Genomic DNA, 16,777 nt, shown 5'->3' on the forward strand with positions numbered 1-16,777 from the left:
ATGATACTAGATGCAGATATAAAAACACAACTATCCCAGTACCTTCAGTTAATGGAGAACGATATTTTACTTAAAGTAAGCGCAGGAGAAGACAACGTATCTAAAGATATGTTAGCTCTAGTAGATGAATTAGCTACTATGTCATCTAAGATTACAGTAGAAAAAGTTGAACTAGAGAGAACACCAAGCTTTAGCGTAAATCGCCCTGGCGAAGACACTGGTGTCGTATTCGCTGGTATTCCATTAGGACACGAATTTACTTCATTAGTGTTAGCTTTACTACAAGTTAGTGGACGTGCTCCAAAAGTTGAACAAAAATTAATCGATCAAATCAAAAACATTCAAGGCGAATATCATTTTGAATCTTATATCAGCCTAAGTTGTCATAACTGTCCTGATGTTGTACAAGCTCTTAACGTGATGAGCGTTCTAAACTCTGGTATTACACATACTATGATTGATGGCGCTGCATTCAAAGAGGAAGTAGAAAGTAAAGACATCATGGCAGTACCAACTGTTTACCTAAACGGCGAATCTTTCGGAAGCGGTCGTATGACACTTGAAGAAATTTTAGCTAAAATGGGTAACGGTCCAGATGCATCAGAGCTTTCTGATAAAGATCCATACGATGTTCTTGTTGTTGGTGGCGGCCCAGCTGGTGCAAGTGCAGCAATTTATGCAGCACGTAAAGGCATCCGCACTGGTATCGTTGCTGAGCGCTTCGGTGGTCAAGTAATGGATACTATGGGTATTGAGAACTTCATCAGCGTAAAACGCACTGAAGGTCCTAAGCTAGTAGCAAGTCTTGAAGAGCACGTAAAAGAATACAACATCGATGTAATGAATCTACAACGTGCGAAACGTTTAGAGAAAAAAGAACTTATTGAAGTGGAACTTGAAAACGGCGCTATTCTGAAAAGTAAGAGCGTAATCGTTTCAACAGGTGCTCGCTGGCGTAATGTTGGCGTACCGGGTGAAGCTGAGTTCAAAAACAAAGGTGTAGCATACTGCCCACACTGTGACGGTCCATTATTCATCGGAAAAGACGTAGCGGTTATCGGCGGTGGTAACTCTGGTATTGAAGCAGCTATTGACTTAGCAGGTATTGTTAAGCACGTAACTGTTCTTGAATTCATGCCAGAATTAAAAGCTGATGCTGTATTACAAGAACGTCTTAACAGCTTACCTAACGTAACTGTTCTGAAAAACGTTCAAACGAAAGAAATTACTGGTACTGACAAAGTAAACGGTATTTCTTACATCGATCGTGAAACTGAAGAAGTACACCATGTTGAATTACAAGGTGTATTCGTTCAAATCGGTCTTGTGCCAAACACAGACTGGTTAGGCGAAACAGTTGAACGCGTTCGCGGTGAAATCGTAACAGACAAGCACGGCGCTACAAACGTACCAGGAGTGTTTGGTGCAGGTGACTGTACAAATAATCCGTACAAACAAATTATCATCTCTATGGGTTCAGGTGCGAATGCAGCTTTAGGTGCATTTGATTACTTAATCCGTAACTAATTATATAGACGTGAGTTTTACAAAAGCAGGTGCCGTGGCACCTGCTTTTATTTTAATGAATAATAAATAGTGAATGAAATTATATCCGCGATAATTCAAATATATCGGTTTACCGACAAATCATGACAAAGGTTCTAATCTATAAACTAAAAACCTCTCATTCCCATTCTTCTCATACGCCCCTGGCAATCTAACTTCTTTCTTCAATTCAAACGCAGTTTGATTCTCTAAGAAGAAAATATAATCTTCAGAAGGATAATATAAAATAATATCAATTTCTCTCTCCGCCGCTTCTACCGAAAGCAAAATATTATTCACTACGTTCATAAACACTTGTACAGAAAATGGATTGAAGAAATAAAACCGATTATCACGTGGATCAATCTCGTATTTCTGTGCTAAACAACATTCAAATTGAATTTTATCTTTACTGTTTCTTACCTTCCTTGCATAACGTTCACGATTTTCCATTGCTTCTTTATAAAACTCTTCATTCATTTCAATTCCAACCGCTGATGCATCGCACTTATGATGCATGTAAAAATTCAATCTCCCTTTTCCACATCCAAAGTCTACAATTCGATCACTACTTTTTATCTCATATTGATTCAATAACTCATCCAACCCGCTATATGGTGTCGGTTCATAACGGTGATAGTGCATAGACTTATTAAAGCCCTTTTGCTCACCGACAGTTTTTATATGTAATACAGCATCGTAATATTGTTCGTTCATTCGTTTGCTCCTATTAAGAAATATTACTATTATTATACACCACGTACTGAATGCTCATTTTTTATCAAATTAATTGGTACGTGAAATTACACAGTCTTTTCGATAAGGAATATCGACCTTCCAACAAATTCCTACAAAAAAACAGGAGCTTTCTAGCCCCTGTCTTCCAGCACTTTCAATACAGTTTGTTTCAATATTTCTACTCCATCCATTATACAACTATGATCAAACTTCATATACGGATGGTGTAATCCAGGTTGTAGGTTTGCCCCTAGTCCGAGCATGACAGCTTTTAAATGTGGTCTCTTCACTGTGTAGTAATGGAAATCATCGCTTCCTGTCGTATACAGCGGTCCGGTACATCCCTTTTCTCCGTATACTTCAAGAATACCTTTTCGCATAAAGCCCTCAGCTTCTTCTGACACTTCAGCTCCTGGTGCGAGATCGATCCACTCATAAGAAAGTTTAGATCCCATTGATTCAGCTGACTGAATTACTTGCTCTATTTTTCGCTTCAATTCATCTAGCAATATGTTATTTTCTGCTCTTATATCTAAACTAAAATGCCCGTTACCTGGAATAATATTTAGATTATCACCACCAGCTTGGCATCTCGTCATCTTAACAGAATACGACGTCTGCGGCGGTAGCCATATATTTTTCAATCCAATATTAATCATCGAGATGACATCAATTGCATTTATACCTTGATGTGGGCGTGCCCCGTGTGCATCATCTCCATGAATCGTTCCTTCTAAAAATCCTGCTGCTCCGTGACGAATAGATGGTGCAGCTTGTTTCAAAGGCAGTTCTTCAATTGGTCTTAAATGAACACCAAACAAGAAATCAGCATCATCCACGGCGCCCTTCTCTACCATCTTTAAGGAACCATTTCCTTTTTCCTCTGCCGGCTGAAAAATAAATCTAACAGTACCGCTATCCCATCTCATATTTTTCAATTGTAAAATAAGGCCCATCACAATTGTCATATGAGCATCGTGGCCGCATGAGTGATTCGCTTTAAATTCTCCGTCTACTTCTTGCCATAGTGCATCCATATCAGCACGAATCGCGATAACTGGATTCCCGCTTCCGATTTCAGCAATCACGCCAGGGCAATCATCAAATATTTTATATGAAATTCCTTCTTCTTTTAGAAAGTTAGTAATATAAGCTGTCGTTTCATATTCCTTCCAGCTTACTTCAGGGTTTTCATGTAAATGCTGAAAAATTTCAGTTAAACGCTCTTGTAGTTCTAATGTTTTCAAAACTTCATTCTCCTTCCCCTAATTACAAACCATTCAGATTAATTATACTTATGAAAAACAGATGTTTTTATGAACATATTGAATTTTAAGAAAAAAGTCAATTATTTATTTTTTAATACCGTTAATACCCGATTTTAACTCATCTTATAAAGATATCCATGCAAATAGAACATTCGATATTTTCTGTTTTTATATTGACGCTTACATCTATTTTTAGTTATTATAACTTAATAACGTCTATTTTAAGACAATTCTAAAAATACAAACATACATAATGAGGAGGCAGTTTATGAAAAGAGAAATACCTTTTGGCATAGCAATAATCCCTATTATCATTACAGTTGCAGTTATGATGGTTACAATTGTTGTATTAGAACAAAGCCCTCACGTCCCACTTATTATCGGTACAACCGTTGCTTCTATCGTCGCTTGGCGATACGGTTACAAATGGAATGACATTGAAGAATCGATGTATAAAGGAATTCGCCTTGCATTACCCGCTATCGTTATCATTATTCTTGTAGGTTTAACGATCGGTGCTTGGATTGGCGGCGGAATCGTCGCTACTATGATTTATTACGGCTTAAAACTTTTAACTCCATCACTATTTTTAGTTTCAATTACAATTATTTGTTCTATCGTTGCATTAGCAATCGGTAGCTCTTGGTCCACAATGGGAACAATTGGTGTTGCTGGAATGGGAATTGGCCTAAGTATGGGAATCCCAGCTCCAATGGTTGCCGGCGCTATAATTTCCGGTTCTTATTTCGGCGATAAAATGTCACCGCTTTCAGACACAACAAACTTAGCCGCAGGATTAACAAATACAGATTTATTCACACATATTCGTCACATGTTATTTACTACAATTCCAGGTTTAATTATTACTCTTATCGTTTATGCGTTCTTAGGAAGAAGCTTTGGCGATAACAACATTGATGCAAAAAGCATCGATCAAACGTTACAAGTATTGCAACAAAACTTTGTTATTTCGCCTTTTCTATTAATTATACCAGTAGTCGTTATGGTATTGGTCGCTAAAAAAGTCCCTGCTATACCAGCTATTCTCGTAGGTGTTATTTTAGGATTCTTATCACAAGTCTTTATTCAAGGTGGTTCTGTTTCATCAGCTGTCGGTGCACTCCAAAGTGGATTTGTTATAGACACTGGAAACAAGCTAGTAGACGAACTATTTAACCGTGGTGGCTTAAGCTCTATGATGAATACAGTTTCTATGACAATTGTCGCTATGACTTTCGGAGGAGTACTAGAACATACTGGCATTCTTCGCTCAATTGTAAATCAAATTTTAAAATTAGCGACATCATCAAAAGGACTTATCGCTTCTACTATCGCATCTTGCTTTGCAACGAATCTTACTTGCTCTGAACAATATATTTCGATTGTTGTTCCTTCAAGAATGTATGCAAATGCGTACACAGAAAAAGGACTACATTCTAAAAACTTATCCAGAGCATTGGAAGATGGTGGAACATTAACTTCTGTTTTCGTACCTTGGAATACATGTGGTGTATTTATACTCGCAACACTTGGAGTAGGCGCATTCGAATATGCTCCTTATGCTATATTGAATTTCATCGTACCGATTATTTCAATCATTTATGGTATAACTGGCTTCACAATTACGAAGCTATCGGATATTGAAAAAGCAGACCTATTGAAAAAACAAAAAGCGCAACTAGAAGCTTAAAATTTTTGAAACGAATACAATGGTAAATTCAGCTCATATATCGCGCGAGGACGCCCTTGTTGATAGGGCATTTCCTCTCCGCAAATATTAGCATACCTGTAATCAACTAATTTCTTTAACAGCCTTTCCGTCGATCGCCGAGTCACTTGTAAGTACTTAGAAAGATCGGCCGCTGTAAATTTCAATGATGGATGCGATTGACTAAATTGAATAATTTTTGACAAGTTTGCAGGACTAAGCTTCGTTTCCTTCGCTATTTTCATTAATTCAGGATTATCGTTTTTTAAACTTTGTACTCTCTGTTCTTTCGGGAACGGACCAAATAATTCTTTATCACTTGTTAGTATATAAAAGCGGCGCTCTATCGGATTATTTTTTACGAAACCTTGAGCGATTTTTGCATTTTGTTCCGCTTCATTTACTGTTTTTCCGTAACCAAATCCAATAGATACCGCTCCTTCTATATTCGTAAATAAACGATCTATCGTATTTGTTTTTGTACTCGATTCGATATCACCACGAGTTGTATACAAAATAAAAGTCATTTCATCAACTTGTTTAAATGAACCACGTAATTCTTTTGAAATTACATTTAATTGTTCGAGCGATCTTTCTTGTAACTCTATAAAGGATATAATACAAGCACCAACAGTAGCTGAATGGCTTTTTGCTAACTCAGCTTTTATTTTTGCATCTTTTAACCCATGTATAATTGATTGCGTTGGATCTATCATACGCTCTGAAGGAATACCTATTTTTTGAAGTTCGTCGTAGACAGCGTGAATACTAGTTAAAGCTAAATCAACCTCTCCAGATTGATATTTAGCTAAATGAAAATCAATGATACTCTTAATTTCATCATTACTCCATAACATATTTTCATAATCCATCACTTGCGGCGTTTCTTTCAGACCGATATCATGGAACACATTTGTAATAAACGAACGATCTACTAAATCAATCGAAATTTTATGAGGTTGGATACTTTGATGATATATTATAGAAAGGAGTGAAGATGCGACAGTTGTCTCGTCTTGCTGTAAGTACGTACTTGAAATTCGCAATTGTTCTCTTATTTCTTTTGCCATATAATAAGGTAGGGCACCCGAGAAAAAGATAGCATCACAAGGTTTTAAACGCTTTAATATTTCAGAAGATTCTGCCGGGTGAAGGTAAATATATGGATCAATCTCTATTTCTTCTAGTTTATGAGCAATAGGTAAAAGATTCTCCATAAACTCTTTTGAACCGACAACTGCAATTTTTATCATCATTTTCTCTAACTCCTTATCATTAATTAACGACTATTTAACGTCAACTATATCAAATGTACAAAACCATTGTAAACAGGAAGGGGTCTTTATTCAATGAAAATTACAGCTATTCATCTTTACGCAATTCGTTTACCGCTTCGCGATCCGTTTGTTATTAGTTATGGTTCTTATTCTGATATGCCTTCTATTATCGTCAAAATGGAAACAGATGAAGGTATTATCGGTTACGGTGAAGGCGTTGCCGATGATCACGTTACAGGTGAATCATGGGAAAGTACTTTCCATGTTTTAAAACATACACTAGCTCCTGCTCTAATTGGGCAAAATCCAATGAATATCGAAAAAATACACGATATGATGGACAATACAATTTACGGTATTCCTACTGCGAAAGCTGCCATTGATATTGCTTGTTTTGATATAATGGGCAAAAAACTAAATCAACCTGTATATCAATTAATTGGCGGACGCTATCATGAAGAATTTCCTGTCACTCATGTCTTAAGTATCGCCGAGCCAGAAAATATGGCTGAAGAAGCAGCTTCCATGATTCAGAAAGGTTACCAATCTTTCAAAATGAAAGTCGGCACGAATGTAAAAGAAGATGTAAAACGAATTGAAGCTGTACGTGAACGTGTAGGAAATGATATCGCGATTCGCGTTGATGTAAACCAAGGATGGAAAAATAGCGCAAACACATTAACAGCACTTCGTTCATTAGGACATGTAAACATCGACTGGATTGAACAGCCTGTTGTAGCCGATGATATTGACGCAATGGCTCACATTCGTTCTAAAACAGACCTTCCTCTTATGATTGATGAAGGACTAAAAGGCTCTCGTGAAATGCGCCAAATTATTAAATTAGACGCAGCTGATAAAGTGAATATAAAACTAATGAAATGCGGCGGCATATATCCAGCTGTAAAACTCGCTCATCAAGCTGAAATGGCAGGTATTGAATGCCAAGTTGGATCCATGGTCGAATCATCTGTTGCCTCTTCCGCAGGATTCCATGTCGCTTTCTCAAAAAAAATCATTACTAGCGTCGAGCTAACAGGTCCATTAAAATTCACGAAAGACATCGGAAACTTACATTACGACGTACCATTTATTCGCTTAAACGAAAAGCCGGGACTCGGCATTGAAATAAACGAAAATATATTACAAGAATTAACCGTCTTTCAAGACGTTGTACGCTAAAGGAGGACTAACACATGACGACTCTTTACGAAGGAAAATTAAAACAAAACAACGATCCATTTCACGTTACATTACTATCTTTAGAACATATGGAACAAATTTTATCATTACAAAACGTTGTAGTTGAAGCGCTAGAAGATAAAGGTCGTTTACAACCACTCTCGCTAGAAGAATTTCAGTACATTCTAGAAGGAAACGGAATGATGATCGGTGCCTTTATAGAAAACGAGCTCATCGCATTTCGTGCCCTACTAGTCCCTCCTATCGACGATGAACATTTAGGACTTGATATTGGCCTACCAGAAAGTCAGCTACACCGCGTCATCTATCAAGAAATCTCAAACGTTCATCCAAACTGCCGAGGAAATGGCATGCAAAAAATATTAGCAACAGTCATCATGGACGAATTACAAAAAGAAGACAGCAAATACGATTACGTTTGCTGCACCGTTGCACCTTTCAACATTCCTAGTTTAAAGGATAAGTTCGCGCAAGGAATGGAAATTGCTGCTCTGAAGGAGAAATATGGTGGTAGTATGCGGTATGTTTTTGTGAAGGAATTACGTAAGGATACAGAAAGAGATTGGACGGATGTTAAAGATATTCCAATGAGTGATGTTAGTGAAGAGCAAGCGTTACTTTCGGAGGGGTATCGTGGATATGAGCTGGAGAAAATAGATGGGAATTTCGTTGTGAAGTTTGGACGATAATTCCTACGCCCGAAAAAGGAGATGTCCACTGTGACATCTCCTTTTTTCGAGCCGTTGAACAATTCTGTGGTAAATAAAATTATATCAACGATTTTTCGAATATATCTATCACAACTCACAATATATCAACGATTTTTCAAATATATCTATCATAACTCACAATATATCAACGATTCGACAAGAAATATCGATTTACCGACAAAAATCGATATTCCCTACTAAACCGTCATCTTCCAACTCGATAACGCTAACCAGTTTTCCATTTCCTTATAATCAGGCATTATCTTCCCAACAAGACGCCAAAAAGAACGATCATGATTTAAATGAACCATATGACACATTTCATGAACAACTACATAATCGATTACTCGCTGTGGTGCCATTGCTAACTTCCAATTGAAGGTTAGCTGTAAATTCGAATCACAAGTTCCCCACGTACGGCTACTATCTGTAATACGAATAGAACGCGGTTTTGTTTTAAAGTTACTTTGATGCTCTTTAATACTCTTCTCTACTAATGCTTTGCACTGCTTATAGTAAAATCGTTTCAAAGCTTGTTGTATTTTCTCATCCTTAAGCTCATTCACATAAATGTGTAGCTTATCCCCTTCAAAAACTGCATTGTCTTGCGTAATACTTGCATCTTGAGAAATCTGTATCGGATACGTATTCCCTAAATACAGAAAGCCCTCTCCTTGATCATAACCCTTTTCCTGTGGACCAAGCGCTCGATCCTGCATTTCCTTACGGGTTTTCTGAATCCAATCCCATTTCTCCTCTAGCAACTGGACTAAGTATTCAACAGGCGTCCCTTTCGGAGCTTGCACTTCCACATTTCCATACGAATCTACATAAAGACGTACTGATTTTTTCTTCTTATAAGTTATATGAAAATTAATTGTCTCACCTAAATATGTATGTACCATTTCATCACCTAACGTATTCGTTCATAATTATTTTTGCAAATAAAAAAGAGCAGGCTACTAACGTCCTACTCTACCTATTATATCATTTACTGCTTTAACAAACTTATTATCCTCTATACTTTACAGCTAGTCCCTTTAAGAAATTCCTTGCGTATCTATCGCCGCACTCTTTGTAATTCTTATGGCCTTCTTTTCTTAATAGAGCGCCTAATTCTCCTTTTGTTACGATGACTCCTACGTCTTCTAATATATCAAGCATATCTTCACTTGTTAATGATAGTGCTATCTTCAATTTTTTTAGAACGAGATTATTAACACTTCCATTACTCTTTAAAGACATCGCTTGTCTATCCGATTGCCCTGGTTTTGGATCTTGTTTTCCTCTTTCAAAAGTAATAAAACCATTCAAAAATGACTCTAACATAACATTATTGCATTTGATTTCGTAATCATTTTCAAATACATCACTATCATCGTCAGCTTCATCATAGTAACTGTTTTTTAATTTTGTCAGCATCTTTCGCACTTCTTCTTTTGTCACTTCTACGCCACCAAGTTTAAATATCTCTACCATATCAATATCTTTTATATCCAGAGCATATCTTACTCGAATTAAAATATCATTATTGCTTATAGCCATTGTGTTTCCTCCTGAAATGTTGATTATAGTAATGCTTTTAGCATGTGTAAATTAATGTCGTTAAGTTACTACTTTAACATTTTAGAGGTAGGTTTTGTAGTCTTAGGTGGATTAATGCTTGTGGGGATGATTTTAAAACAGCAAAAAAGGATGGGATAATCGTGCGAAATTACGGATGGGGATTTACTATTAATTAACACACTTGAAAATGGACTAACCTGATATAGGTTAGTCCATTTCTTTTTATGCAACTCTAATTTAGTGGGAAACTCAAACATGAATGTTTCGCAAAATTCAGGTGAAATATATTGATTATGTTTACTTAAGTTTTACTTTTTATTTGTGGTACAGTTCACCGTAACTAATCTAAATGAGGTTATTATTCATTATTTTCATAATTAAATTTAACAAAAAAGGTAGTGCCTTCCGATCCTGTTTGAATTTCTATTTTTGCATTATGACGGGCAGCAATGGCATAACATATGCCTAACCCCAATCCAGTTCCATTATCTTTGGTCGTGTAAAATGGAGTACCCAGTTTCTCTAATACTTCAGGCCTGATACCTTTTCCTTGATCCCGCACTGCAAGCACCACACAATTTTGACCTTCCTTGTAGGTACTAATGGTTAGAACTTTCCCTGTGCTCATCGCTTCTAAGCCATTACGGTATAGGTTTATTAATAATTGTCGTATCTCATTACGATTTAAAAATAATTCAGGAATGTCATTTGTATCGACTTGAATAGATTTATTTTGATTATACGTATCAATCTTTATTAAAGGAATACTATCGTGGATAATTGAATTTAAATCTAACATCTGCAAATCCGATTTCCTTGTATTACCGATCGAGAGAAATTCAGTAATAATAGAATTGGAACGGTCAAGTTCTTCAATCATTAAATTAAAGTACTTATTATGTTTCTCATAGGTGTTCTCTTCTTTTAATAACTGCAAAAATCCTCGTACTGTTGTCATTGGATTTCTAATCTCATGGCTGATACCTGCTGCCATTTGCCCTATTAAATCTATGTTGGATAACCTTTTCAATTCCTGCTCATATTGCTTTTTTTCCGTTATGTTTTTAAAAATACAACAAATACCATCATCATACGGGTATGCAATAACTTCGTGCCAATATTCATCAGAGATAGAAAAAAATTCGAAATGAACTGTAGTTCGCTCTGACATTGCACGATGAAATTCCTTATATATAACTGCGTCGACGCTACTCGGGAAAACCTCCCATATATTCTTACCTAATACATCTTTTGCTGTTTTTCTTTGTGGAAAATATTGATGCTTATTTACGTACGTAAATTCCCATTTATTATTCAAAGTAAAGAATCCATCCGTAATACTTTCAATCACACTTGTAACTTTTTCATTAGCAGCAGCTAGTTCTCTCGTTCGCTCTTCCACCATACTTTCAAGTTGATCCATATATAACAAGTTTGAAAACGTAGGAGCTGTGGCATCAACGATAGATTTTGCCAGTTGAATTTGGGAATTATCGTAATTGTGAGCTTTTCCCTCTTTGCCAACGACGATTACCCCTAATATTTCTCCCATTGAAACCAATGGAATCATCAGTAGACCCTTACTATCTATATTTTTTGTTTGAATAACCTCTTGGATTTTGGCTTCATAGCTTTTCTCCATCCAATCCGCTTCTGTCCAATCACAGTCCTTGCTTAACTTCGTTGTTTTAATCGTTGTTTTGTCTAGCGGTTCTAAAAGGTGGGCAACCATGTTTTTACTCTCTAAAATCTGTCCTAAGTAAAAAAAACATTTATCAAAACTCTCCTGTATCGAGGAACACATTGATAAATCACGGGTAACATTTAGTAACAGCTGCTTCTCGGCAATAAGGTTTTCCTTTTGTGTTAAATTATTTGCGTTTTGAATTGCGACCGCAGCCATATTTACATAAGCTTCAACACTTTGAATTTCTGAATCTGTTAAGTTCATTGGAACTCCATAATCAAATAAAAAAACAAGACCAAATAACTCTTGCCCAAATGAGATAGGCAGAGCTAATAAGGACTTAATTTTGAACGCATCAACTGGTCTCGGATCCGGCCGATGATCCTTTGAGGTATCAGGGATATAGATGGTTTTTTTGGTTTCAATAACTTCTTTTGCCAGTAAGTCTATTTCAGGATCAATTACCTGAGTATCGAGCGTTACGCCATTTATGGTCTCTGGTTTTCCTGCAAACCCTCTAAATGTTCCATCTTCCTGGGGTAAATAAATTCCAACAGCGTTGCACCTAACAATCTCCTCTGATATCGCCATTGTTACACGCTGCAATACTTCACGTAGTTCTAATTTTGTATTTATTATTTTTGTTATATTCGCGAGCCTAGAATATCTCGTCTGATCACTTAACATTCACATAGCCTCCAAGTTATAGGCATAATAAAATAAACATGATAATATCAGTGAAAATCAAGACCACCCTGCCATTTCCGATTTTCTCCTGTATTCTTTTCTTACCCTTGTTTTACATAGAATACTTCACTTACTTATGATACGGTTCCCCTTAATTAAAATGAAACAAACACTCATAAAATCGCTACATCCCATCCCCTCTAATTTTCACAAGTTACACTGTTTCACTATCTCCATCCTTATCAACACTCGCCTCAAACTTATCAAGCAACGCACGCACTTCATCCGTCGATTTCGTGTTCATCAATTGATTTCTTAGTTCAGCAGCTCCAGGGAATCCTTTTACATAAATTTTGAAAAAGCGATGAAGCCCTGTGATTGAACGTGGTAGTACTTCTGCATATTGATCTTGAAGATCAAGCTGCAGTCTTAGAAGATCAAGGTGTTCTTTACTGCTATGTTCTCTTGGCTCTTTTTCGAAAGCAAATGGATTTTTAAAGATTCCTCGTCCGATCATAACGCCATCAATACCGTATTTTTCAGCAAGTTCCATTCCAGTTTGACGATCAGGAATGTCTCCATTGATTGTTATTAGCGTATTTGGTGCGATACGGTCACGTAATTTTTTGATCTCCGGAATGAGCTCCCAATGCGCATCTACTTGGCTCATTTCTTCTCTTGTACGCAAGTGAATAGAAAGGTTCGCAATATCTTGTTTGAAAATGTGCGTTAACCAATCCTCCCACTCACTTAACTCTTTAAAGCCAAGTCGTGTTTTTACGCTGACAGGTAGTCCTCCCGCTTTTGCTGCTTGAATCAGTTCTGCCGCAACGTCTGGACGTAGAATAAGGCCACTACCTTTTCCTCTTGATGCTACATTCGGTACAGGGCAGCCCATATTAATATCGATACCTTTAAATCCTAGCTCTGCCATACCAATACTCATTTGGCGGAAATATTCAGGATTATCTCCCCAAATATGCGCGACTATCGGCTGTTCATCTTCTGTAAAAATTAAACGGCCACGTACACTTTTCATACCTTCTGGATGGCAATAGCTATCCGAGTTTGTAAACTCTGTGAAAAATACATCTGGGCGACCAGCTTCACTTACTACGTGACGAAAAACAACATCTGTCACATCTTCCATTGGTGCAAGTACAAAAAACGGTCGTGGTAAATCACTCCAAAAATTATCTATCATTTCAAATTCAAATCCTCTCACTATGAATACATCTTCAAACTCTCAATTTATAATTTGTGAAAATCAGCAATATTTATTTTAACTAAAATCGCTTATGAATGGTATTTTTATAAACCAAAAAGCAGATGGTATAGATTTTTTCTATATCAACTGCTTTTTTATTATACCAACTTAAGCCAAGCCACACACTCCACATGAGTAGTATGCGGGAACATATCAACAGGTTGTACTTCCTGTGTTTTATATCCGCCTTCTTCTAGTACTTTTAAGTCGCGTGCTAATGTTGCTGGGTTACATGATACGTATACGACGCGCTTTGGCTTCATGTCGATGATTGTGTTTAGTAATGCTTCGTCACAGCCTTTACGCGGTGGGTCTACGACCATTGTGTCGGCGATTACGCCTTCTTTGTACCATTTTGGGATGACTACTTCTGCTTCTCCTACGCCAAATTCAGCGTTGGTCATGTTGTTTAGTGCTGCGTTTCGGTTTGCGTCCTCGATTGCTTCTGGAACAATTTCAACACCGTATACTTTTTTCGCTTTTTGCGCTAGGAATAAGGAGATTGATCCGATTCCGCAATAGGCATCAATTACTGTTTCGTTACCATTTAACTTTGCGTATTCTAACGTTTTATCGTATAGCACTTTCGTTTGTTCTGGGTTTACTTGATAGAATGAACGTGCTGAAATCGCAAATTTAATGTCACCGATAAAGTCATAAATATATTCTGATCCGTACAGTACTGTCGTTTTGTCTCCGAAAATAACGTTTGTACGTTTCGTGTTTACGTTTTGAACAATTGATTTTACTTCTGGGAATTTCGCTGCGATTTCTTCAATGATTGCTTCTTTATTTGGCAGTTCAGCTGTACGTGTAATGAAGACAAGCATAATTTCCCCTGTTACTTGTCCGTAGCGGGCCATTACGTGGCGAAGTGTTCCTTTGTTACGCTCTTCGTTATACGCCGAAATACCGTTTTTTTCACAAATACGTTTTACTTCTTGAATTAATGCATCGTTTTCTTCCGCCTGAATTAAGCATGATTCCATATTAATGATGTCATGCGTTCCTTGACGATAGAAACCAGCTACAAGTCCACCTTCGCGTTCTCCAATTGGTACTTGTGCTTTATTACGGTATACCCACGGGTTCTTCATGCCCAGTACAGGATGAACAGGAACATCACTTAATCCGCCGATGCGCTGCATAACGTCACGTACTTGTTTTTCTTTCGCTTTTAATTGTCCTTCGTACGTTAAGTGCTGAAGCTGGCAACCTCCGCACTCGTTGTACACGGGGCATTCTGCATCTTTACGATATGGACTTTCTTGATGAAGCTTCATTAAACGACCAAACGCGAAGTTTTTCTTCACTTTAATAATTTTAATTTGTGCTTCCTCACCTGGTAATCCGTTTTTTACGAAAATAGGATATCCCTTCACTTTCGCAACACCGGCACCATCATGTGTTAAATCTTCAAACACTACATCTATAAACTCGTTTTTTTCAACTGGTGGCGTCATTTTTGTACTCATTTTCCGACCTCTCTTTTTCATAACACTGCGTTACATTTTATCATACTTATATGGTCTATTTCTATTGGAAGAAAAAAAGCTATTGACGATAGTTCTCTAGTAATGTTACGCTACTACTAATTTAATACGGACGATGTTACCTCATATATAGTCGATAATATGGATCGAGAGTTTCTACCCGGCAACCTTAAATTGCTGGACTATGGGGAAAACTAATGAATATTAGCCTATGTATAAAAAAGACTCCTATTGATTAGCTTTCTCTTATAGATGAAAGTGAATCAATAGGAGTCTTTTTTTTATTTTTCAAAAAGGTCAGACATCTTACGTATGACATGAAACTTCCATTACTTTATTTTTAGTAATATAACGAGCGTTTTATGTAAAAACTTTATACGAACTTCTGAAAGGGGCAACTACATGCAATATGTAATGAGCATTATCGGTATTCTTGTCGTTTTAGGTTTATGCTTTGCTTTGTCAAACAATAGAAGTAAAATCAACTTCCGTGCAATTGCTATTATGATTAGTTTCCAAATTTTAATCGGTTGGTTTATGTTTGGCACAAAGATCGGACAGCAAATTATCATCTTCATTAGTAAAGTTTTCAACAAACTAATTAAACTTGGTACGACAGGTGTCGATTTTCTCTTTAATGGAATTCAAAGAGATTTTGTCTTTTTCTTAAACGTATTACTAATTATCGTATTTTTCTCAGCACTACTTTCTATCTTTAGTTATTTAGGTGTTTTACCATTCATCGTTCGTATTGTCGGCGGTGCACTTTCAAAAATTACTGGTTTACCACGCGTTGAATCATTCCACGCAGTAAATTCTGTATTCTTCGGTTCAAGTGAAGCGTTAATCGTTATTAAAAACGATTTACAGCATTTTAATAAAAACCGTATGTTTATCATTTGTTGTTCAGCAATGAGCTCCGTTTCTGCTTCTGTTACAGCATCATACGTTATGATGTTAGATGCGAAATATGTATTAGCGGCTCTTCCGCTAAACTTATTCTCAAGCTTAATCGTTTGTTCATTATTAACACCAGTTGATACGAAAAAAGAAGACGAAGTGGTTCAAAAATTTGATAGAAACCTATTCGGAGATAGCCTTATCGGCGCTATGATTAACGGTGCGCTTGATGGTTTAAAAGTAGCTGGTATCGTTGCTGCGTTAATGATTGCCTTCATTGGTGTTATGGAAGTTGTAAACTACGTAATTAGCGCTGCTTCAGGTGCAATGGGATATGCTGTTACTTTACAACAAATCTTCGGTTATATACTTTCTCCATTCGCATTCTTAATGGGTATTCCAACTCAAGATATTATCCCAGCTGGTGGTATTATGGGTACGAAGATTGTATTAAACGAGTTTGTAGCAATCCTTGATTTAAAAGGGGCTGCTGCAACATTAGATCCACGTACAGTTGGAATCGTTACAGTATTCTTAATTAGCTTCGCAAGTATTAGCCAAATTGGTGCGATTGTTGGTACAATCCGTGCCCTTTCTGAAAAACAAGGAAGCATCGTATCTAAATTTGGTTGGAAAATGTTATTTGCATCAACACTTGCTTCTATTTTATCTGCAACAATCGCTGGATTGTTTATTTAATAAAAAATCACCTTCGCTTAGACAGCAAG

General features: G+C 36.8%; 13 protein-coding genes and 1 riboswitch. Of the genes, 5 read left to right on the top strand and 8 right to left on the bottom strand.

Annotated features, from left to right (window positions below; genetic code table 11):
* Positions 1–1,527: an alkyl hydroperoxide reductase subunit F gene (ahpF, locus tag ACE38F_RS26025; RefSeq protein WP_215555080.1), complete on the top strand. Its 1,527-nt coding sequence runs from the start codon at positions 1–3 to the stop codon at positions 1,525–1,527.
* Positions 1,528–1,647: 120 nt separating this feature from the next.
* On the opposite strand, the gene ACE38F_RS26030 is transcribed toward ahpF, so the two are convergent.
* Together ACE38F_RS26030 and ACE38F_RS26035 are read right to left on the bottom strand one after the other, a co-directional pair.
* On the bottom strand, positions 1,648–2,262 hold the full coding sequence (locus tag ACE38F_RS26030; RefSeq protein WP_375370602.1) for an SAM-dependent methyltransferase: 615 nt from the start codon (positions 2,260–2,262) through the stop codon (positions 1,648–1,650).
* 152 nt (positions 2,263–2,414) lie between these two features.
* Positions 2,415–3,530, bottom strand: coding sequence for a M20 peptidase aminoacylase family protein (locus ACE38F_RS26035; protein ID WP_375370603.1), 1,116 nt, complete (start codon positions 3,528–3,530; stop codon positions 2,415–2,417).
* Positions 3,531–3,819: 289 nt separating this feature from the next.
* On the opposite strand from ACE38F_RS26035, the gene nhaC reads away from it, so the two are divergent.
* Entirely contained in the window at positions 3,820–5,241 is a 1,422-nt protein-coding gene (gene nhaC / locus ACE38F_RS26040) for a Na+/H+ antiporter NhaC (RefSeq protein WP_002010164.1), read from the top strand.
* Here the strand turns inward: nhaC and ACE38F_RS26045 are convergent.
* Positions 5,238–6,515: a transcriptional regulator gene (locus tag ACE38F_RS26045; protein WP_375370604.1), complete on the bottom strand. Its 1,278-nt coding sequence runs from the start codon at positions 6,513–6,515 to the stop codon at positions 5,238–5,240. The two genes, nhaC and ACE38F_RS26045, sit on opposite strands and share 4 nt — an antisense overlap.
* Positions 6,516–6,608: 93 nt before the next feature.
* Between ACE38F_RS26045 and ACE38F_RS26050 the strand changes: the two genes are divergently transcribed.
* A complete protein-coding gene (locus ACE38F_RS26050) occupies positions 6,609–7,718 on the top strand; it encodes a mandelate racemase/muconate lactonizing enzyme family protein (RefSeq protein WP_375370605.1) in 1,110 nt (369 codons plus the stop codon).
* Positions 7,719–7,732: 14 nt separating this feature from the next.
* Positions 7,733–8,428 carry a GNAT family N-acetyltransferase gene (locus ACE38F_RS26055; protein ID WP_375370606.1) on the top strand — a complete coding sequence of 232 codons (696 nt, stop codon included), beginning with the start codon at positions 7,733–7,735 and terminating at the stop codon, positions 8,426–8,428.
* Positions 8,429–8,646: 218 nt separating this feature from the next.
* Here the strand turns inward: ACE38F_RS26055 and ACE38F_RS26060 are convergent, their stop codons facing one another.
* The 5 genes from ACE38F_RS26060 to rlmD form a co-directional block, all read right to left on the bottom strand.
* On the bottom strand, positions 8,647–9,354 hold the full coding sequence (locus ACE38F_RS26060) for a M48 family metallopeptidase (RefSeq protein WP_215555074.1): 708 nt from the start codon (positions 9,352–9,354) through the stop codon (positions 8,647–8,649).
* A 106-nt stretch (positions 9,355–9,460) separates the two neighbouring features.
* Positions 9,461–9,994 (bottom strand): YehS family protein, encoded by a 534-nt coding sequence (locus ACE38F_RS26065; RefSeq protein ID WP_215555073.1) that lies wholly within the window; start codon positions 9,992–9,994, stop codon positions 9,461–9,463.
* 379 nt (positions 9,995–10,373) lie between these two features.
* Positions 10,374–12,389 carry a GAF domain-containing sensor histidine kinase gene (locus ACE38F_RS26070; RefSeq protein ID WP_341307826.1) on the bottom strand — a complete coding sequence of 672 codons (2,016 nt, stop codon included), beginning with the start codon at positions 12,387–12,389 and terminating at the stop codon, positions 10,374–10,376.
* A 214-nt stretch (positions 12,390–12,603) separates the two neighbouring features.
* A complete protein-coding gene (locus tag ACE38F_RS26075; RefSeq protein WP_375370620.1) occupies positions 12,604–13,593 on the bottom strand; it encodes a tRNA dihydrouridine synthase in 990 nt (329 codons plus the stop codon).
* 161 nt (positions 13,594–13,754) lie between these two features.
* Positions 13,755–15,131 (bottom strand): 23S rRNA (uracil(1939)-C(5))-methyltransferase RlmD, encoded by a 1,377-nt coding sequence (rlmD, locus tag ACE38F_RS26080; protein WP_341307827.1) that lies wholly within the window; start codon positions 15,129–15,131, stop codon positions 13,755–13,757.
* Between the two features lie 121 nt (positions 15,132–15,252).
* Positions 15,253–15,354, top strand: a riboswitch (purine riboswitch).
* Between the two features lie 197 nt (positions 15,355–15,551).
* On the opposite strand from rlmD, the gene ACE38F_RS26085 reads away from it, so the two are divergent.
* Positions 15,552–16,748 (top strand): NupC/NupG family nucleoside CNT transporter, encoded by a 1,197-nt coding sequence (locus tag ACE38F_RS26085; protein WP_375370607.1) that lies wholly within the window; start codon positions 15,552–15,554, stop codon positions 16,746–16,748.
* Positions 16,749–16,777 lie beyond the last annotated feature (29 nt).

This window comes from Bacillus altaicus (assembly GCF_042136375.2).
In the GTDB taxonomy this organism is placed as follows: Bacteria; Bacillota; Bacilli; order Bacillales; family Bacillaceae_G; genus Bacillus_A; species Bacillus_A cereus_U.